23 protein-coding genes are annotated in these 19,649 nt (G+C 26.1%); 4 read left to right on the forward strand and 19 right to left on the reverse strand.

Going from position 1 to position 19,649, the window contains the following annotated elements; translation table 11 throughout:
* The first annotated feature begins 8 nt into the window (after positions 1-8).
* Positions 9-686 (forward strand): response regulator transcription factor, encoded by a 678-nt coding sequence (locus LPB137_RS13065; protein ID WP_228144715.1) that lies wholly within the window; start codon positions 9-11, stop codon positions 684-686.
* Entirely contained in the window at positions 683-1,900 is a 1,218-nt protein-coding gene (locus LPB137_RS13070) for an ArsS family sensor histidine kinase (protein WP_076088792.1), read from the forward strand. The genes LPB137_RS13065 and LPB137_RS13070 overlap by 4 nt, the downstream gene beginning before the upstream one ends.
* Before the next feature lie 30 nt (positions 1,901-1,930).
* On the opposite strand, the gene LPB137_RS13075 is transcribed toward LPB137_RS13070, so the two are convergent.
* The 15 genes from LPB137_RS13075 to dsbD are packed head-to-tail and all read right to left on the reverse strand — an operon-like array spanning position 1,931 to position 15,031.
* Complete coding sequence (locus LPB137_RS13075; protein ID WP_076088794.1) at positions 1,931-2,791, reverse strand: DMT family transporter; 861 nt, start codon at positions 2,789-2,791, stop codon at positions 1,931-1,933.
* A gap of 7 nt (positions 2,792-2,798) precedes the next feature.
* Positions 2,799-3,221: a hypothetical protein gene (locus tag LPB137_RS13080; RefSeq protein ID WP_076089381.1), complete on the reverse strand. Its 423-nt coding sequence runs from the start codon at positions 3,219-3,221 to the stop codon at positions 2,799-2,801.
* On the reverse strand, positions 3,221-4,108 hold the full coding sequence (gene cbiB / locus LPB137_RS13085) for an adenosylcobinamide-phosphate synthase CbiB (RefSeq protein WP_076088797.1): 888 nt from the start codon (positions 4,106-4,108) through the stop codon (positions 3,221-3,223). Before cbiB ends, LPB137_RS13080 begins: the two co-directional genes overlap by 1 nt.
* A complete protein-coding gene (locus tag LPB137_RS13090; protein WP_076088799.1) occupies positions 4,098-5,489 on the reverse strand; it encodes a cobyric acid synthase in 1,392 nt (463 codons plus the stop codon). The genes cbiB and LPB137_RS13090 overlap by 11 nt, the downstream gene beginning before the upstream one ends.
* On the reverse strand, positions 5,482-7,062 hold the full coding sequence (locus tag LPB137_RS13095; protein WP_076088801.1) for an McrB family protein: 1,581 nt from the start codon (positions 7,060-7,062) through the stop codon (positions 5,482-5,484). Before LPB137_RS13095 ends, LPB137_RS13090 begins: the two co-directional genes overlap by 8 nt.
* Positions 7,052-8,182 carry an McrC family protein gene (locus LPB137_RS13100; RefSeq protein ID WP_076088803.1) on the reverse strand — a complete coding sequence of 377 codons (1,131 nt, stop codon included), beginning with the start codon at positions 8,180-8,182 and terminating at the stop codon, positions 7,052-7,054. Before LPB137_RS13100 ends, LPB137_RS13095 begins: the two co-directional genes overlap by 11 nt.
* 13 nt (positions 8,183-8,195) lie before the next feature.
* On the reverse strand, positions 8,196-8,465 hold the full coding sequence (locus tag LPB137_RS13105; RefSeq protein ID WP_076088805.1) for a type II toxin-antitoxin system RelE family toxin: 270 nt from the start codon (positions 8,463-8,465) through the stop codon (positions 8,196-8,198).
* Positions 8,452-8,652 (reverse strand): hypothetical protein, encoded by a 201-nt coding sequence (locus LPB137_RS13110; protein WP_076088807.1) that lies wholly within the window; start codon positions 8,650-8,652, stop codon positions 8,452-8,454. Before LPB137_RS13110 ends, LPB137_RS13105 begins: the two co-directional genes overlap by 14 nt.
* A gap of 47 nt (positions 8,653-8,699) precedes the next feature.
* Positions 8,700-9,305, reverse strand: coding sequence for a transglutaminase-like domain-containing protein (locus tag LPB137_RS13115; RefSeq protein ID WP_076088809.1), 606 nt, complete (start codon positions 9,303-9,305; stop codon positions 8,700-8,702).
* Positions 9,299-10,312 carry an aminotransferase class I/II-fold pyridoxal phosphate-dependent enzyme gene (locus LPB137_RS13120; protein ID WP_076088811.1) on the reverse strand — a complete coding sequence of 338 codons (1,014 nt, stop codon included), beginning with the start codon at positions 10,310-10,312 and terminating at the stop codon, positions 9,299-9,301. The genes LPB137_RS13115 and LPB137_RS13120 overlap by 7 nt, the downstream gene beginning before the upstream one ends.
* Positions 10,309-11,055 carry an adenosylcobinamide-GDP ribazoletransferase gene (locus LPB137_RS13125; RefSeq protein WP_076088813.1) on the reverse strand — a complete coding sequence of 249 codons (747 nt, stop codon included), beginning with the start codon at positions 11,053-11,055 and terminating at the stop codon, positions 10,309-10,311. Before LPB137_RS13125 ends, LPB137_RS13120 begins: the two co-directional genes overlap by 4 nt.
* Positions 11,052-11,546: a bifunctional adenosylcobinamide kinase/adenosylcobinamide-phosphate guanylyltransferase gene (locus tag LPB137_RS13130; protein WP_076088815.1), complete on the reverse strand. Its 495-nt coding sequence runs from the start codon at positions 11,544-11,546 to the stop codon at positions 11,052-11,054. The genes LPB137_RS13125 and LPB137_RS13130 overlap by 4 nt, the downstream gene beginning before the upstream one ends.
* A complete protein-coding gene (locus tag LPB137_RS13135; protein WP_083657273.1) occupies positions 11,546-12,145 on the reverse strand; it encodes a MarC family protein in 600 nt (199 codons plus the stop codon). Before LPB137_RS13135 ends, LPB137_RS13130 begins: the two co-directional genes overlap by 1 nt.
* 3 nt (positions 12,146-12,148) lie before the next feature.
* Positions 12,149-13,213, reverse strand: coding sequence for a nicotinate mononucleotide-dependent phosphoribosyltransferase CobT (cobT, locus tag LPB137_RS13140; protein WP_076088819.1), 1,065 nt, complete (start codon positions 13,211-13,213; stop codon positions 12,149-12,151).
* 45 nt (positions 13,214-13,258) lie between these two features.
* The gene (dsbD, locus tag LPB137_RS13145; RefSeq protein WP_076088821.1) at positions 13,259-15,031 is read right to left on the reverse strand and encodes a protein-disulfide reductase DsbD; all 1,773 of its coding nucleotides are present in this window, start codon (positions 15,029-15,031) and stop codon (positions 13,259-13,261) included.
* A 158-nt stretch (positions 15,032-15,189) separates the two neighbouring features.
* Between dsbD and LPB137_RS13150 the strand changes: the two genes are divergently transcribed.
* A complete protein-coding gene (locus LPB137_RS13150; protein ID WP_076088823.1) occupies positions 15,190-15,549 on the forward strand; it encodes a rhodanese-like domain-containing protein in 360 nt (119 codons plus the stop codon).
* Here LPB137_RS13150 and LPB137_RS13155 read toward each other — a convergent pair.
* The 4 genes from LPB137_RS13155 to LPB137_RS13175 form a co-directional block, all read right to left on the reverse strand.
* Positions 15,546-15,947, reverse strand: coding sequence for a rhodanese-like domain-containing protein (locus LPB137_RS13155; protein WP_076088825.1), 402 nt, complete (start codon positions 15,945-15,947; stop codon positions 15,546-15,548). The two genes, LPB137_RS13150 and LPB137_RS13155, sit on opposite strands and share 4 nt — an antisense overlap.
* Positions 15,948-16,054: 107 nt before the next feature.
* Positions 16,055-16,285 carry a hypothetical protein gene (locus tag LPB137_RS13160; RefSeq protein WP_076088827.1) on the reverse strand — a complete coding sequence of 77 codons (231 nt, stop codon included), beginning with the start codon at positions 16,283-16,285 and terminating at the stop codon, positions 16,055-16,057.
* 70 nt (positions 16,286-16,355) lie between these two features.
* Positions 16,356-18,404 carry an EAL domain-containing protein gene (locus LPB137_RS14310; RefSeq protein WP_122893867.1) on the reverse strand — a complete coding sequence of 683 codons (2,049 nt, stop codon included), beginning with the start codon at positions 18,402-18,404 and terminating at the stop codon, positions 16,356-16,358.
* Positions 18,405-18,469: 65 nt separating this feature from the next.
* The gene (locus LPB137_RS13175) at positions 18,470-19,276 is read right to left on the reverse strand and encodes a phosphatidylserine decarboxylase (RefSeq protein WP_076088829.1); all 807 of its coding nucleotides are present in this window, start codon (positions 19,274-19,276) and stop codon (positions 18,470-18,472) included.
* 130 nt (positions 19,277-19,406) lie between these two features.
* On the opposite strand from LPB137_RS13175, the gene LPB137_RS13180 reads away from it, so the two are divergent.
* Positions 19,407-19,646 carry a hypothetical protein gene (locus LPB137_RS13180; RefSeq protein ID WP_076088831.1) on the forward strand — a complete coding sequence of 80 codons (240 nt, stop codon included), beginning with the start codon at positions 19,407-19,409 and terminating at the stop codon, positions 19,644-19,646.
* The last annotated feature ends 3 nt before the right edge of the window (positions 19,647-19,649 follow it).

The raw sequence follows: 19,649 nt of genomic DNA on the forward strand, positions 1-19,649 counted from the left end.
GATTTACAATCATAAAAGTATTAATGATAGAAGATGATTTAGAGTTAGCTCAAATCATCACTGATTATTTAGCATCATTTGATATAGAAGTTACAAATACAGATAGCCCTTATAATGGGTTATCTATGCTAAGTGTAAATAAAGAGTTTCAATTAATTATCTTAGATTTAACTCTTCCTGAAATTGATGGATTAGAATTACTTCCTAAAATTAGAGAGAAATCTGAAATACCTATTATTATTAGTTCTGCAAGAGATGATATTTTGGATAAAGTTATGGGTTTAGAAAGAGGTGCTGATGATTATTTACCAAAACCTTATAATCCAAGAGAACTACAAGCTAGAATAAAAACTATTTTAAAAAGAATTGATAAACCAAGTGAAGTTAAAAAAGAAGAACATAATTCTGCTTTTAATATAAAAGAAGAAGATATGCAAATATCTTTTCAAGGTTCATCACTTACTCTTACTTTAGCTGAATATGATATCTTAAAATTACTCATTCAAAGAAATGGTGGAGTGATTGCTAGAGAAGATTTTATTTATGCTAGTGATAGTATTGAAGATGATTCATCGTTAAAAAACATTGATGTAATTATTTCAAGAATTAGATCAAAATTATCAAAAATTGATAATAGTAAAACATATATAAAATCTGTTAGAGGTATAGGATATCAATTAGTATGATTAGAAATATCTCTATTTCTGCTTTTATTAATATTATATTTTCATTAGCATTTATTGCAATACTAATTACATTTTCATTTTTTATCAGTTTTGATAAACAAAAACATGAAATCACTCAACAAAATAGATATGAGCTTATTGCTGAGAATTTTTTGAGTACTTTTCAAAATTTACCTGATGCACAATCTCTTTTTAAACTTTTTAAAAAATTTCAAGTTAAGCCATTAGAAGATAGAGATGAAAAACTAGAGATAATCAAAAATGCCCAAGAACTTACAATCACTCAAAATTACTTAGGAACATATAGAGTTTATAAATATGATAATACTTATTATATTTATGTACAACAATATGGATACAATCTTATGTTAAAAGATATAAGAAATCATAACTATAGTATGGCAATAATTGTAGGAGCTTTTATTCTTTCAATTGTAACAATACTTTTTTTATATGCGATTTTAAAAAGAAAATTAAAACCTTTAAAACTATTAAATAAGCAAATTATTGAGTTTTCAAATGGTAATAAAGATGTTAAAATAAAATCTGTTAGCAATGATGAAATAGGAACAATTGCAAAAAGTTTTAATGAAGCAATTACACTTATAAATAATCAAACAAAATCAAAAGATTTGTTTATGCGTAATATGATGCATGAACTTAAAACTCCAATTACAAAAGCCATGTTTATTGCAGAAACTCTAGATAATGAACAAACAAGAGATAATCTACAAAGAGCTTTTAAAAGAATGGACGATATTATAAAAGAGTTAGCAACTGTTGAAAAGCTAACATCTGCTAATAGTATGATGTATAAAGAGCCAACATCATTTTTTAATATTTATAATAAAACTTTAGAAATCATGATGGTAAATCCTGAAAATATTGCATCTAAAATCAAATCATTTAACTTTTCAGTTGATATTTCTATGTTTTCAATTGCTCTTAAAAACTTGATTGATAATGCAATTAAATTCTCTCCGAATAATAAAGCAATTATTAATGCTTCAAAAGATGAAATACAAGTTATATCTCTTGGAGAACCATTACAATATGATTTAAGTTATTACACAGAAGCTTTTTCACAAGAAGAAAAAAGAAGTGATGGCTTTGGATTAGGTTTATATATCGTAAAAACCATTGCTTGTTTACATGGTTATACTTTAGAATATAAATATGAAAATGGGAAAAACTACTTTATGATAAAAATGTAAAATAGCTATTATTATAACTTTTATGAAACTCTATTTTTTATTATAAAGTTTCATAAAATTGTAGTGAAGATATAAAGATAAAGCTATAACTGCACTTCCTAAAAAAAGTAACAAATAATTACTTGTTTTTTCCCAAATGATAAGATTTACAAGTAACCCAACTGGAACTAAAGCATTATTCATAATTGCAAGTACTCCTGCATCTACTAAACAAGCACCTTTGTTCCATAAAAAATATCCTAAACCAGAAGCTGCAACACCTAACCAAAATAAAACACCCCATTGAATTAATGAAGGAGATAGTTTTTCTGGATTTGCAAAAAGTATGAAAGATATAGCACTTATAATTAATGCTCCAAAATGAAAATATCCAAAAACATCTCTTTGTCTAATTTCTCTGTGTGACTCCATTACCTTTTTATAAGTACTTTGCCCCAAAGCAAAACAAATACTAGCGCCTTGAACCATTAAAAAACCTGTAATAAAATCCTCATTAATATTTTGATATCGAATAATATATGCACCAAATACAGCTAACCCAGTACTTACAAGATAAAGTGCTTTAAATTGTCCTTTTAACCCATCATAAAATAGTGTTACGTAAATAGGAGTGAATACAGTAAAAAGTACAACCTCAGGAACACTTAAAAATAGGAAGGACTTATAAAGAAAGATATACATTAGGCCAATTTGTACTGTTCCAATAAGCATGATTTTTAGTTTTAATTTATTGGGAATGCCTTTAAATTTTGTAAAAGGTAAAAAAACTAATGAAGCTAATGCAACTCTAATAAGTACTGCAAAATAACTATCCACTTGACCTGCTAAAATCTCACCTATTAAACTAAAAGAAAATGCCCAAAGTATTGTCACAAAAATTAAATATTGCATTTATTATTTAGCTTCTTACATCTTTCATTACTTCAAACCAAGAACGGTTAAAATGTTTTTTTATATATTTTTCTCTATGAGGAACTATACATCCTGAACAATTTTGATGAATATAATCATCTCCAATATATTGTGATCCATCTCGAGATTTAATATTACATACAGAAAATAAAGTTCTACCTTCCTCTGTTTTTTCAAAGCCTTCTGTTTTAAATCTAAAGTTTGGACAGGCACATAGATAACAGTTTAGGTCTTCCATATCATGGCATTTTTTATTGTCTTTATATAATGGACAGAAATCTGGCTCATTTTTTACCATATTATCAAATCTAAAATATTCTATTACCTCATCAACACTTTTATCTTCTAATTTTTTCATTACATTTGCGTGAAGGTTTCCTTGCTGGATAAACCATTCGTCATAAGTCATCATAGTACTCCTAAAATCAATACAATTATTATAAATAAATCTAAGCGATACTTTAACGAAAGTGTCTTTAAAACATCACTATTTTCAATACTTTCTTTTCCTATTCCAAAAAAAGCTTTTTCTTTTACTTTTCCAAAATATGAAGTTGAACCTCCAAGTTTTAAATCAAGACTTAAAGCCATTGCTGCAATTGGTAAGCCAGCATTTGGACTATCATGTTTAGAGCCATATTTATTAAACTCTTTTAATGCTTTTTTACTTGCAAATAATAGTCCAATTAAAAAAGCTGTAATTCTTGCAGGAATGTAGTTTACAACATCATCCAGTATTGCGGATACTTTTCCAAAGTTTTCATACTTTTCATTTCTATATCCAACCATTGAATCAAGTGTATTGATAGCTTTATATAAATATGCTCCAACTATTCCAAAACATAATAAATAAAACAAAGGAGCTATCACTCCATCACTTAAGTTTTCAGCGTATGTTTCTACTGCTGCTTTATTTACATCTGAGTTTGTCATATCGCGTGTATCACGACTAACTAACATACTAATTTTTTGTTTTTTTATCTCTAAATCATTACTTGATATTACATCTTTCACGCTATCGTATAGCATTTTTGAAGCAAGTGTAAAAGAAGCTAAAAAGCCTTGAAAAAATACATTATCAAAACTAGCTAGGAAAGAAGTGATGAGATATACTATTAAAAGTAATGAAAGAGTAAGAATTGCACCTACTTTAATTGAATCTTCATAGTATTTTTCTTTAAACCAATTTATATAATCGCCCATTAAAATAATTGGATGTTTTATAAATTTTAATTTCTCAAACTCTCCAAAGATATTATCTAAAATATAAGCTATCAAAGCAATACTATAAAACATTATCTACTATCCTTTGAACATCGAGTTTATCTTTCATTGTATTTACAAAAGTATCTATTGAATTCTTTTTATACTCTTCAAACTTATACCCTATATATGAAGAATTAATTTCTTTAAAATATGAAGTTCTAAACTCATCATTATCAAAAATGCCATGTACAAAAGTACCTTTGAATTTTTCACATTCAAATGATAATGAATATTCATCACTTTTTCCATGATGTATTTCAAAACCTTCTATTTGTGTATTAAATAAATCGTATGTTTTTTTTTCTAATATCTTCTGTTTTTCAAAAGTAATACTAGCAGGAATTTTGGCAAAGCCCTTTTCTATTAAAGCTTCACTATTTTCTAGTGCATACTTATCATCAAGATTTTCAAACATCATTTCATAACCACCACAAATACAACATATATCTTTTTTGTAGTTCTTAATTTGTTCAAATAGTCCATTTTCTTTTAGCCATTTTAAATCTTTTATCACAAGTTTTGAGCCTGGAAGTATTACAAGGTCAAACTTTTCAAGTGATACATTATAATCTACAAACTCTACAAATACCTCATCATCTGCAATTAGTGGTTCAATGTCATTATAGTTACTCATATATGGATATGAAATCACTGCAATATCAAGTTTTTTATTTTTAGGATTTTGTATAAAGTTTTTTAAAGAAGCTGAATCTTCAAAGCCTAAGTTAAATGGAATATATGGCAATACTCCTAAAACCGGAATTTTAAAATCTTCTTCAATTATTCTAATACCTTCATCAAATAAAGATAAATCACCTCTAAATTTGTTTACTACTACACCTATGATATTGTTTCTTAACTTTTCTGGAAGTAAATGATATACACCATAAATAGATGCAAACACTCCACCTTTTTCTATATCTGCTACTAATATGATTTTGGTATTATATTCGTTTGCTATAAAGATATTTGAAAGGTCTTTATCCATTAAGTTTAATTCAACTGGACTTCCTGCACCTTCATTTACAATGCAATCATATTTTGAATCTAAGTATTCATAGCATCTTTTAACAGCAGGTTTTAGTAAATCTAAATCTCTATAGTATTCTAGTACTTCTTTATTTGCTACTACCTTACCCTCAACTATTAAAGAAGCAGAACTTCCTCGACCAGACTTAAGCAATACTGGATTTAAATGATATGAAGTTTCAACTCCTAGTACTTCACTTTGAAAGTATTGGGCAATTGCTATTTCACTTCCATCATCACATACGTGAGAATTATTTGATACATTTTGTGCTTTAAAAGGTGCAACGCTGTAACCTAAGTCTTGAAGTATCTTTGCTATTACAAATGTTATAGTTGATTTTCCTGCGTCTGAGGAAGTGCCTAGGATTGATATGTTATTCATATACATCTTCATTTAATAGTTGTGTTACTTTTTTATAATTATCTTCATCTGCATAAAAATATTCTTCAAGTAATGGCTTGATTTTATATTCTTTTACAAATTCTAATTCTTCATCATTTACAACTTTCATAAAATAACTATGACCTAATTTATAATCTTCACCTATATTTTCACCAATAAATTCATTTAAATTCTTCATTAAAACTTTTGCATTATAAAAGTTTATCAACTCTTCATTTGGTTTCATTTTTAAAAAAGTGAATCTTCTTCGTAAAGCTATATCAATAGTAGCAATTGATTTATCAGTACTATTCATCGTACCTATAATAAATAGATTTGATGGTATTTTAAATTTCTCTTTTGAATAAGGAAGCGTTATCTCATAATCATCTCTTTTATCTTCTTCAATTAAAGTAATAAGCTCTCCAAATATTTTAGAGATATTTCCTCTGTTTATTTCATCTATTACTATGTAGAAGTTTTTTATATTTACTTGTCTAACTTCATCAATCTTAACTTTTTGTTTTTTTTGAAATTTATTAAATGATTTAATAAGATATGAAAAATAAGTTGCATGCTGATTTGCTAATCCACTCAAGCCTTCAGATTTTTTGATATCTTTTCTTTCACATATATTTAATTTATTCATTAACTCAATATCTGAAAATTTCATTCTTTGAGTATTTCCCCAACTATCACCAGTATATCTAAAGGCATCCTTTTCTATATCTGTAATGTATGCAGTATTATTTATTGTAAATTTTTGATTTGCATCTATTTCTTCTTGTATATAATCTTTATATAATTCAAATAATTCAAAAAAAGTTTTTTCATCTTTAATAGTGTTTATATCTTTATTTGATTCTTCTATATTTTTATTTGCAAGCTCTGCAATTTCTTTAAATATCCCATCTTCTAATTTTATATTTCCACCATCGGTTGGTCTAAATCCTTCAATAAAATCTTCATAAGAGTAACTTTGATGAAAAGTTACAAACTCGATTCTTTTTTCATCTTTTATATTTTGAAAGATATCATTATATTCATCTGTAATATTATCATTAGTACTTATTGATTTAAAAATATTTTGTTCTTTAATACCCTCTTCTATCATTGATATAAGTTTTTTATAATTATGTGTTTTACCAACTCCTGGTGCACCATATAGCATTATATTTCTAGTACTTATTTCATGATTACTATCTTCTTCATTGTTAATTACTTCTAAGCTAAACTCTTCCTTTATGGCAAAATCAATCATTTGATTAATATTGTCACAGTTTCCTCCATTGTTACCCCACTGTGTAGTAAAAAACAATTCTTCTTTATTGTAGATAATTGGGTCAAAGTATCTATTTTTTTGATTCTCAGTTTTCTCTTCCCATTCATCTCTGGATAAAACAACAAAATTGTTATTACAATGCATTTTATTAAATAATTCTTGAATAACTTTGTATGATAATTCTAAATGTAGTCCTAAGTATTGTTTAAAAATATTAAAACATAAATCTCTTAATGATTTACCATTTCTTGCATTTTTTTTATAAATTATATCATTAAATTTAACTTCCATATATTTTCTCCAATTTTATTTTAATACTTCTTATATATTCACTATAACTACTATCATCATAATTTAAATCTACAGTTTTAATTCTAAGATTTACTTTATTTTCATTCTTACCTAAAATCAATTCATCATCATATTCATTTTTATACTTTGGGTATAAAAGCATAGTATTTTTTATCTTATAATTATTTGCATAAACATACATTTGAAACTTATCATCTCTTTTAATTTTATGTTCACTACTTAACTTTTTATACTTAGTATCAATTATCAAATCATTTACAATAATATCTGGTTTTAATATCAAGTCTTCAAAAGTATCACAACTTTGGAGTTTTGTATTTGGTTCAATTTCTTTACTCATTTTACCAATAAATTTTTCAAATAAGATATTCATATCAAATAAAAAGGCAAAGGATTTTTTATCTAGTGAAAATAAAGGAATATATTTATTTAAAAGTAAAAGAGCAAACTCAAAAGAGTCTTTGAATCTTTGATTTAATCTATTAAAATGAATATTCAAACTATTTATATCAAAGTTCTTATCTTCTACCTCATCAAAAATTAATTCACATTGTTTTAAAAGCTTTTTATCTTTTACACTTTTTGCTAATATTTTTATTGCGTATAAGAAAAATTGATTTAAACTATTATTCATAGAGAATTCATCATATTCACAATAAATCTTTGTCTTTGAGAAGTTATACTTTAAATTTTCATTTATTAGATATTTCCCTCTTAATGTAGTCAAGTTATTTTCTTGAGTTGTATACTCTTTATAAATACCTTTTTGTAACTCTTTAAATAAATTTTGTGCGAACATTTGAATAAAGACTTCTATAAAACTATGCTTATGATTTTGACATGAAGCTAACTGTTCATTTTCAAGTTTTATGTCATAACAATACATTAACATATATATAAATATGTCTAAATTATTCTCATCTTGCTTAGAAATTTTAGGAAGAATAAAATAGTCTTTATTATAAATATTAAGAATTCCACAGTATTGTTGAGTTCTTACTTTTCCCCAATCTTCTTTAAAGTATTTATGTAAAGATTTATTATCTATTATAGTTTTTGAAATTTCTTCTGGAACTTCTTGGTATTCATATAAATACATTTATTCTTTTTCCTTAAGGAAATTTTCTATAGGCTTCTTTTCTGTGTCGAACTCTTATTATTTCTATAATAAGTTCATCTTTTTCAATCGAGTAAATTACTCTGTAATTTCCTACTTTAATTCTATAAATAGATTCAGTACCTAAAAGTTTTTTATAATTTGTGGGAAAAGGATCATTTGATAGGTTTTCTATTGAAAGAAAGATTTTCTTTATTTCAGTTTTATCAATCTTTTTAAATTCTTTTTTAGCAGATAGTTTCCACTGAATTTTATATAAGGCCATCTTCTTTTAATTCCTTGTAAAAATCTTCACTAGAAATTGATTCTTCATCTTTTCTTTGGGCAACAGTTACTAAATCTTCAAAGTCTTCAAGCATATTTTCATATTCTTCAATTGATATGATAACTGATGTTTTTTCTCCATTATCATTTGTAATATACTGAGGGTGTAAATTCATAGACATAGTCATTAGATACTCCTTTTTATAATAATTATATTATATCAAATTTTTATTTATTACTTATATTCTAACTTGTCTACTACTAACTGCTTATTCTTAAAAGGGTCAATAATCGCTTCGATTTCGTCAAATTTATATTTCAACCTAAAACCTATTTTTGAGTTTGTTGCTGTTGATTCTAAGATATAAAAAGCCTTATCATTTACATATAATGCTTTTTTATTTGCTAATTTACTTTTTAAATTTACTATTACAAATATATGTTTTGGAACTAACACAAAGTAAGCTTCATAGCCTTTCATATTTAGCATTGAAATTAGAAGATTTGATTTATCATCACAATCTCCAAAGTTTTGACTTACTACTTGCTTTGAACTTCTAGCAACACTTTCATTAACTTTATATGGTATTCTTGTTACAAAATCTAGCATTTTTTGAACTTCACATATTTCATTTTCTTGGCATGTTTTTGTTAGATGATTTGCAAGTCTTAAAGTGTAATCATCACGTCTTACTTGATTTACATAAGTTAAATCACCTATATCTATAAATTGTTTTTTGACAATATTATAAGATGTAAAAATCATATAAATTACGTAAGCAATAAAAATGAAAGACAGAATAAATGAAAAGTATTTTAAATATTTATTATTTACTAACATATTTCTTCTAAGGCTTTTTTCAAAATACTTAAATGATTTGATGATTTAACAGCGATTCGTACATATGAATCATCTAAAAAATCAAAATTTTGGCAGTTTCTTATCATGATTTTATATGGTTTTAGTTTTTCTTGAAATTGCCTTGCATTTATAGTTTTTAGTTTTGCAAGTATATAGTTTGCACTACTTTGATATATCAGTTCAATTAAATCTGAATTTTTTAGTATATTTTCTAATTCTAATTTATTTTTTGCATTTATTGCTTTTGAGATTCTTTTAAAACTATTATCTTCAAGAGCAGCTTGTAAATAGTTTGAATCAAAAGTTGAGAGTTTCCACATTGGCTCAAATCTTTTTAATGAATCAATATTTTTTTCATTTGATACAATACAACCTACTCTAATGCCCGCACTTGAATAAAATTTTGTCATAGATTTTAAAATATATAATTTATCATATTTTTCTAAATACTTAATAGCTGAATCCCCATCACAAAAATCTAAAAAGCTTTCATCTATTAAAATAGTACAATTTCTTTCAATCCAATATTCCATCAAATTATCAAAATCATAATATGTTCCATCAGGAGTTGAAGGGTTTACAAAAATTACTAAGCTCTTTTCTTTTACTGGTAAATTCATATTTTCAAAGCGATTTATTGTTCTTAATTCATAGCCAAAGTTTACACAAGCTTTTTTATACTCTAAATACGCAGGTGAATAAATAGTACAATGTTTTAAATTTAAGTGCCTAAAAAGTGCAAAAATAGCTGAGCTTCCACCATTGAAAAGCTCCATCTGAGATGGTTTTATCTTATAGTTTTTTGCAATCTTTTCATATAACTTGTCATAAATTGGATAAGAAGAGATATCAAGATTATTAAAATTAATATTTACCTCTGGTTTTATAAAGTTGATGTTTGAAGAAAGGTCGATTATCTCATCTATTTTACAGTTTAACTCTTTGGCAAAGAGTTCTACTTGTCCACCATGTTCATAAGTTTTCATAAAATTAAAGCCAATGCGATATTTAATAAAAGCAATTCTGTATGTTCTAGAGTAAAGCCTAAGCAATCACCATTTACAAAAGAAAACTTTTTATCTAAAACTTTTAATATAAAATAAAAACTAAGAAGTGAAATTATAAAAAGTATTATTACATTTGAAGCAAAAAACATAGCTATTAAAACATAAAGTAAAGTGATTATTTTAAGCTTCCCTACTCCTGCACTTTGAAAAGCAAGTGATAAAAAGCTATCTTTGTTAAATTTAAAAAATTGTAATAAATACATGAAATTTAGTCTAGAAAACACTAAAACTATAATAAACAAAGCATACTCTTGTTTATATAAAATATAAGTAGAGATTCCAACTTTTAATAAAACAAAGCAAAAAGCATATAAAGCACCAATTGCTCCAATAGTTGGGTCTTTCATGATTTTATATGGATCTTTTCCTGAATAAGAAGCAAACCATGCATCAACTACATCACATATAGCTTCTAAATGTAAAAATCCATAAAGAACCAAATAAAAGACAGATGCAACAAAAGCTGAATATAATGGATTAAAAAGCTCATTTAAAAAAAGATTTAAAGCTATTACAGTACACCCAAGTATAAAACCAACTAATGGCAAAAGAGCAAGAGAGTATTTATAAGTGTCATTTGTAATTTTCATCTCTTTTACAAATACAGGAATAATCGAAAAATACGAAAGTGCAAAATAAAAAGCGTTTAGTATTTGTTTCATTTTAATCTTTTTGAAAGTGAATATTTAACTTCATAAACTTCATCACAAAGCTTTACTAACTCTTGTCCTATAAGTCCTGAGAAATCTACAAATCTTCTAGACTCACTATCAAAAGGAATTACTCCACAAGAAACATCATTTAAAACAAAAACAATATTTGCATCTATTTTACAGACATTTTGTAATTGTTTTTTTAATACTTCTTCATCTTTTTCAAGATTGTTAAAAAGCCACATAGAAACACAATCAACTAAATATGTTTTATTATCTTCAATTACTTTGTCTAAATCTTTTGGCTCTTCAATAGTTAAAAACTCATCAACTCTATCTTCTAAATGTTTATCAATTCTATTTTGCATTGAAGAGTCATTGTAAGAATTATCGTAAGTAGCAACATAATATGGTTTCTGATTTATTGAAAGTTCAAGTGCTTTTTGTGAAGCAGCGCTTGTTTTCCCTGATTTTTGACCACCAAAATATAATATTTTCATTATAAACCTAAAAAGTTTTTAATACCCGTAAATACAATTTGAGCAGATAAAGCAGCTAAAAATAATCCTGTTATTTTTGAAATCACTAAAAGCCCTTGTTTACCGATAATCTTTTCAATAATATTAGAGCTATAAAGCATAATCCCTATTACTAAAACAGCACAAATCAAAGCTAAACTTCCCATTACCATTGAAGACTTGTTTTCAAAAGTTGCCCCCATTACTAGTAAAATACCAATAGTTCCAGGTCCAATGGTAATAGGAATAGCAAGAGGTACGACTGCTAAGTCTAAGATATCTTTATCTCCTACTTTAGCTGTAGCTTTGTTCCCTTGGATTAATTCAACTGCGGATAAAAACATTAGTGCTCCAGCACCTATTCTAAAAGCATCTAAAGTTATTCCAAATACATCAAAAATATGATTACCAAAAAACAATAATACTAAACTTACTACAATCACAGATGTTGTAACTTTAATTGCTAACTTTTTTCTTTCTTTTATTGTTGCATCGTGAGTTACTGTTAAAAAAACAGACAACACAAAAAATGGTGTCATAATAAAAAACATTTTTAAAAATGTTGATATAAAAATTTCCATGATTTATCCTAAAAAACTTTCAATTTTTTTTGTTAATGTGATTTTTTCAATTGAATTAATTGCTGCATAACATAAAGCAGCACCACAACCAACACCCTCTTTTGCTTCGCCTTCATCATATAGTTTCAATGCAGGGTGAGAAGATTCTGAAAAGTCAAAACTAGAAGCATAAGCATTTATAGGAAATGCAAGCTGTTGTAAAAGTGCTTTTATATTTGAGTTTTCATCTTCATTAATCCATTTAGTAGTACATAAAGCAATATTTGAAGAGTTAATTTCTCCTTGCATACTTTCTAAAATAGAATTAACAATTAAAAGTACAGTAGCCATTTGAGTACCACCAGCTAGTATTACTTTTAAATCTTTTGATGTACTTCCTAAAACAAAACCTGCATTAAAAATTAGCATATTATCAGCTACATTTGATAGTTTTGCAAAAACATCATCATTTTGTAAAACTCTATTTAAAGCATTTTTTATTGTTTCATTTTTAATATCACTTGGATTATTTTTAAAAGAGCTTGAAAAATATCCATCACTTGAATAACCTAAAGCCTTAGCTGTAGCATTTGCTGTTGTTGTTCCACTTGGAACTGATTCTGCAAGAATTACATAATCGTCATTTGTTTCATACGAACTTGCAAACTGTACTCCTGCTTGAAAAACTGCCATTGCATCAATTTTTGCACCATCATCAATTCGTGCACTTGGCTCTAAATCAAAATCATGTATTTTAAAGTAATCAATTTTTGGTTTAACTTCTAATCCTAAATCAAGTATTTCAATATTTGAAAAAGGTTTTAGTTCATGAACTGCCCTTGTGATAAGTGCAGGAGTTGGTACTCCTTTTGGAGTTTGAGCAATATCTTCTAAAGAACGAACTTCTTTTAAACATAAGAATTCTGCATCTAATGTAGGTGTTAATGAAAGTTTTCCAGGAATTCCAGCTTGAGAGATATTAGGAATTTCACAAGTTTTTGTAACACTTCCTGATAAAAGGAAAGTTGCTTTTTTACCTCTTAAATATTCAAGAAAATCGCTACTTCCCAAAATTGTTTCAAAGTTCATTTGAAGCCTTTTATTTAATTTTTAGGAAGTATAACAAATATGCGCTTATTTAAAATATTTATTCACAATTTCAAGAAAATCTTTTGGATTTTTGTATCCTACAATTTTAGAAGCTTTTACTTCTTTATTATTTGTATCCCAGAAAACTAATCCTGGAGGTCCAACTATTCCATATTTTGTTTGTAAAGCTTTATCATCATCATTGTTTGCTGTTACATCAGCTTTTAAAAGTGTAAATCCTTGAAGTTTTTTAATTACTTCAGGATCTTTGAAAGTTATCTCTTCTAACTCTTTACAAGCTACACACCAATCCGCATAAAAATCTAACATTACGGGTTTAGAAGAAGCTGCAATTGCTAAATCTAACTCCTCAATATTTTTAATATAAGAGAATTTCAAAGCTTGTGTTTGACTAACAACTCCTGAAGCATTTGTAAATTTTTCAAATGGTTTTAAAGGATTTGTAGCTCCTGAGATAGTTCCAAAGAATAAAGAAACACCGTAAAGGAATATTACAACAGTTACAAGTTGAGCTAAAATATGTTTGTATACGTTTAAGTAAATTGCAGCTCCTAAGAATAATAATGACCATAAAAACATTACAATACTTGCATCTAAAACTCTATCTAACATCCAAATAGCAATTGCTAGCATTACAATTCCAAATACTTTTGAAACAGAATCCATCCATCCACCAGGTTTTGGCATGAATTTTCCTGCACCAATTCCAATTAATAACAATGGCATTCCCATTCCTATGCTTAACACAAACAGTGCAAGTCCACCTAGAACTGCATCACCTGTTTGTCCAATATAAACCAAAGCACCTGCAAGTGGAGGAGCAACACAAGGTCCAACAATTAATGCTGAAAGGAACCCCATAATTGCAATTCCTAAGATACCTTGTTTCTCTTTTCCATCTGTAGTTTTATTTATTTTATTTTGAATACTTTGTGGTAACTCGATTTTAAAGTATCCAAACATTGAAAATGCAAGTGCTATAAATATAGCTGCAAAAACAGTTAAAACATAAGGATTTTGAAGTGCTACTTGTAAGTTTGCACCAAATAATCCTGCTATTACACCTGCAATTGTATATGCCATTGCCATTGCTAAAACATAAACTAGTGACAAAAAGAAGCCTTTACTTGCTGTCATTTTTTCATTTTGAGATGCACCTACAATAATTGAAGATAAAATAGGAATCATTGGAAAAACACAAGGAGTAAATGAAAGTAATAAACCAAATCCAAAGAATGTAGCTAAAACTAATAACATATTTCCTGTTTTCAAAGTATTTGCAATACTGTCTGTTTCATTTAATTCAACAGTACTATCTGCTAATTTTTCTACTTTTTTTTCACTTACTAATTGACTTGTACTCTCTTGCTTTGAAGTATTAGAAAAATCATTTAACTCAAACTTCTCACTCATTGGTGCATAACAAAGCCCAGCTTTAGAACAACCTTGAAACTTAAAAGTTAACTCAGCTGTGCTAGTTGCTATTTTTGATTCAATTAAAGAATAAGGTACTTCAATATTTTGATTTGTAAAATGAACAATAAACCCATCATATTCTACAGGTTTTGGAATATCCACTTCTTTTGTAATATCAATTTTTGAAGGTTTGGTAATTAATACTTGAAGTTTATCATCATATAAATATATATCCTTCCCTAAATTTAATTTGAAAACAATTTTTTTATTTTCTTTTACTATTTCCGTTTTAAAAGCTTCATCTGGCTCTAAAAAATTTTGTTCAAATTCTAATGAAAAAGCATATAAGCTTATAAACAATAGTAATAATATTTTTCTCATCAATAGTCCTAATATGGTTTGGTTGTAAATATATCTTATTATATTAAAATTTTGTAAAGAGTTTGTTAATTCTAAATTCTTTTCTTATTAAATATAAGATTTTATTATATTTATTTATAAGATAATTATGATAAAATCTTCTTTATAAAAGGATATTTATGAATGAATTAGTAGATTTACAACCAAGAATTGTAGAAAAAATGATTAATGATAATATTGTGATGATTGATGTTAGAAGGGAAGAAGAATGGAAGAGAACAGGATTAATTAAAAATTCTCATCTTTTAACATTTTTTGATGACAATGGTGAATATAATTTAGAAGATTGGATGAATAAATTTGAAAAGCTTGTTACATCAAAAGATCAAACTTTTATTTTAATATGTGCAAGAGGAAATAGAACTAGAACTATTGGGAATTATTTGATATCGCAAGATTATAAAAATACATCTCATTTATTTGGAGGAATGGTTTTATGGCAACAAGAATTAAGAGAAACTACTAAGTATGAAGCTTAGTAGTTTATAATTTTTCTATCTGAATCAACCCATTCATCAATTCCACCTTTAAGATACATTGCATTTCTCATCTTTTTTTCATTATATAACTTTGAAGCCAATTTTTCTGCTTTTTTGCCATCTTTTGATATCAAAACAAATGCTCTATTTTTGTCTTTAATTAATCTTATTAATGTATGTAACCATTTTTTTTCATCTTTACTTGTATAGGTTATTCTATAAGAGTTAGGAATAATTCCTGTTTGCTTCCATTTACTTTTATCTCTAATATCAACAATAATAATATTTTTCTGGATAAAAACTTCAAGTTCATCAACTATTAATGATTTAACATCTTTTGCAAAAGATGCCGTAGTTAGGTATGAAATTAGTGTAATAAGTATAAATAGCTTTTTCAATTGTTTCCTTTAATTAAATTAATAAGATAATTATAACAAAAAAAAGTTTCTAAAAAGTATTTATAAAGTAAAGATAAGAAAAAAATCTTATCTTTTATATTCTGAGATTATGCGTTTTTTCTATCTTCGCTAGCTTTTTGTAAAATAGTAATAATTTCATCTAAGTTTTCATAAGGAATATGTGATTTCCATTGAATATCTGTACCATTTAATGAAACACCAATACTTACGATATCTGCTGTATCTTTTCCGTAAGGCTCAGTAACATTAGAAACTGAAATAACACCTTTTTTTGTACCTGCTAATGGTAATGAACCTAGTTCTGTAATTGTAGACATTTTGTACCCTTATTATTTAATTTTTAATTCTGCTATTATTTTACAAAAATAAACTTTTGTTTTATTAAAATTACTCAATATGTGGATCAGGTTTTCCTAAATGGAAACCTTGGAATTCATCAACTCCTAATTCACTAACCAAATCAAACACCTCTTGTGAATGAATAAACTCTGCAATAACCCTTATATTTAAAGCTTTTGAGAATTCTATTATAGATTTTACCATTTCATATGAATTTTTATCCGTATTAATGTCTTTAATTAAAGAACCATCAATTTTTATATAGTCTGGTCTAATTTTTAAAATATGTGCAAAGTTAGAGTAACCTGTACCAAAATCATCAATTGCAATTTTAATACCTTGATTTCTATATTTCTCGATAAAATCTTCTAGGATAGTATAATCTGCAATATGGTCACTTTCTAATATTTCAAATACAATTCTTTTTTTGTTAACAGAATCAATTTTATCTAAGTTTTTATCTAAAGATTCAACAAAATCTATATCTAAGATATCTTTGAAACTTAAGTTAAAAGATATTTGTTTATCAGTTCTATTTAAATCAGATAATGCTTTTGAAATAACTTGATTTGATAATTGTAAATATTGCTTAGTTTTAACAGCAACATCTAAAAATAAATATGGAAGTAAATAAGTATCATTTCCTTCTTCATCTAAGTCTTTTATTCTCATTAATGTTTCATATTTTACTATTTCTTTGTCTTTGTTAAAAATAGGCTGATAAAATGGAGTTACTGTATTGTCTTTTAATGCACATTTGATTTTTTCTCTCCAGAAAATTGATTTCTCAATAATCTCTTTTGTATCTAATTCATTATTGTAAACAAAGAATCTTTGATTATTTTTCTTAGCTTTCTTTAAAGCAATTCCCGCAGTTTTAAGTGGTTCTTCTTGTGCAATTGAAATTCCTAATGTAATATCGATAAATATTTCAATATCTAGTTCTTCAATAAGAATAGCTCTATTTTTAAATAATGTTGATAACTCATTAATGAATTGGTCATATTTAGAGAATCCCATCATTCTTTTATCTGTAACACTAAATACATTACCATGAATTCTATTTACAGTAACATTGTATTTATTAGCAAACTCATTTAAAACATTCGCTGTTTCAATTAAAACTAGATTACCAGTTGAGAAACCATAAAGTTCATTAATATCATCAAAAGAATCAATATCAACTAAAGCCACTGAAACAAAATCACAGTCTTTAATATCTTCTTGTAATGCATATCTATTTTTCAGATTTGTTAGCTCATCGTAGTAAAGTTTGTCACTAATCTCTTTTGTTTTCTTTTGAACATGATCTTCTAATGTTTTTCTATTTGTTTCAACTTGATCAAGTAAAGTATTAAATTGATTTGCTAAAAAACCAATTTCATCTTTTGATTTTGGAGCTGATTCAAATTCATTAGTTTCTACTTGTGCTTTTTGAACTTCAGAGAACATCTTGTTAATAGGAGCAACCACTTTTACAGTAATAAATATACCTATGATTGCAAGTACTACGAATAATAAAATCGAAATGTTTAAAATTAAAGAATTAATTCCATCAACATAACTTGAGAAGTCTTCTTTATAAATTGAAGAAACTATGTACCAATCTAAACTTTTATTGTACTGTACCCACGAAATTTTTGGATAAGCATAGTTATAAATGTCATATTGTTTATTCCATAAATATTCAAAAGCCGTTTTACTATTATATGATTTTTTAATTTCATCTAAAAAAAGTTTATTTTCAGAATTTGGAAGAATTAGTTTTGATATATTTTTAGAGTCAAATTCATTACTTGAATCAATTACTACATTTCCTGAACTATCAAAAATATAAATTTGCCCAGTTTTTGCTAAAGTTACACTACTTAATAATAGTTCAACTTCTTTTAGTAATAAATCTTTATTTTCAAAAGTCTTAGATTTATTATTTATTATTGAAACAACTTTATTAAATTGAAGTCTTTCATTTTTAATTTCTGTATCGCTTAAGTAAGTATTTACTTTTGGTGAAAGAAAAAATACGACAAAAAATAAGTAACCAAGCAATGCTATAATAAGCATCCAACCAATTTTTAAAAAGATTTTATTATTCATAGTTATTCCAATTCTTTAGTTATGATTATTATAGCAAAATTATTTTTTGTTATTTATTAAGAAAATTATATTTCTTTTGCTATAACTTGTCCGAATCTAACATCTTGATTTAATAATTCTTCTATTTCAACACTATTTTCTTCCCATAGCATTACTACAGTTGAACCCATTTTAAAGTAACCTAAACAATCACCTTTAGAAATTTGTACATTTTCATATTCATATACTTTTATTTCTGCTGTATCTAAATTTGTTTCAACTTTTGGTTCGAATTCAAATACCATTTGACCAACATTAAGAGCACCTACAAAAACCATATAAAATAGCTTTCCATTTTTTTCACACTCTATAATAACTCTTTCATTTTGTACAAATAAATCAAGTTCTTTATTTAAATATTTTAAATTTACAGGATATAATTTTCCTGGAACATGAATAAGTTTTTTAAGATTAAAATCACTAGGAGCATGATATCTATGGTAATCTTTTGGTGATAAATAAAAATTCATAAATGAACCATTTTTAATTTTTTCTATTTTATCGTTGCAGTAGTAAGTTAATAAATCTTCTACACTATATTCCATTCCTTTAATTTGTAAAGCAATATCATCTTCTATTTTTCCACATTCAGTTATCAAACTATCAGTTGGAGAAATAACTACATTTTTATCTTCATTAATTTCTCTATTTATTTCTAATTCTCTTGTAAATAAAGCATTTAAAGATTTATAAAATTTTGGTTTTTTAAACTCACTCATATCTAAACCTAAAAATTTTACGTATCCTGCATTTATAGTTTTTTGAATAAATGAAGGAAACTCTTTTTTTGCAAATTTTCCAAAGTTCTGAGAAATTAAATTTGTAATATGCATTTTGTTCCTTTTGTATTAATAATTGAGATATTTTATCTATATTTACTTCTTAAATGGCTTTAATAAATTAAATTGCACTTTTTAGCTATTATTTCAGCATTAAAATTTATAAATTATATAAGGAGTTTTTGTGTACAAAATAGTTGTAGCAAACCAGTGCGCATGTTTTAAAAAAAGTAGTTTAGAAAGTAATATAAAGTTTCAATCAAAAGATGATGCACTTATGAAAGCATTAGAAATGAAGAGTACAATGAATAAAGATTTTTGTAAAAAGCATGAGTTTGAAGTAGAAGAAATGTATAACAATTTTGTTATAAAATTTTATTCAGATGCAAGAGATAATTGCTGTGGAAATGGTTGTTGTAGTTAAGAA

The sequence above is a fragment of the Poseidonibacter parvus genome (assembly GCF_001956695.1).
Lineage (GTDB): Bacteria > Campylobacterota > Campylobacteria > Campylobacterales > Arcobacteraceae > Poseidonibacter > Poseidonibacter parvus.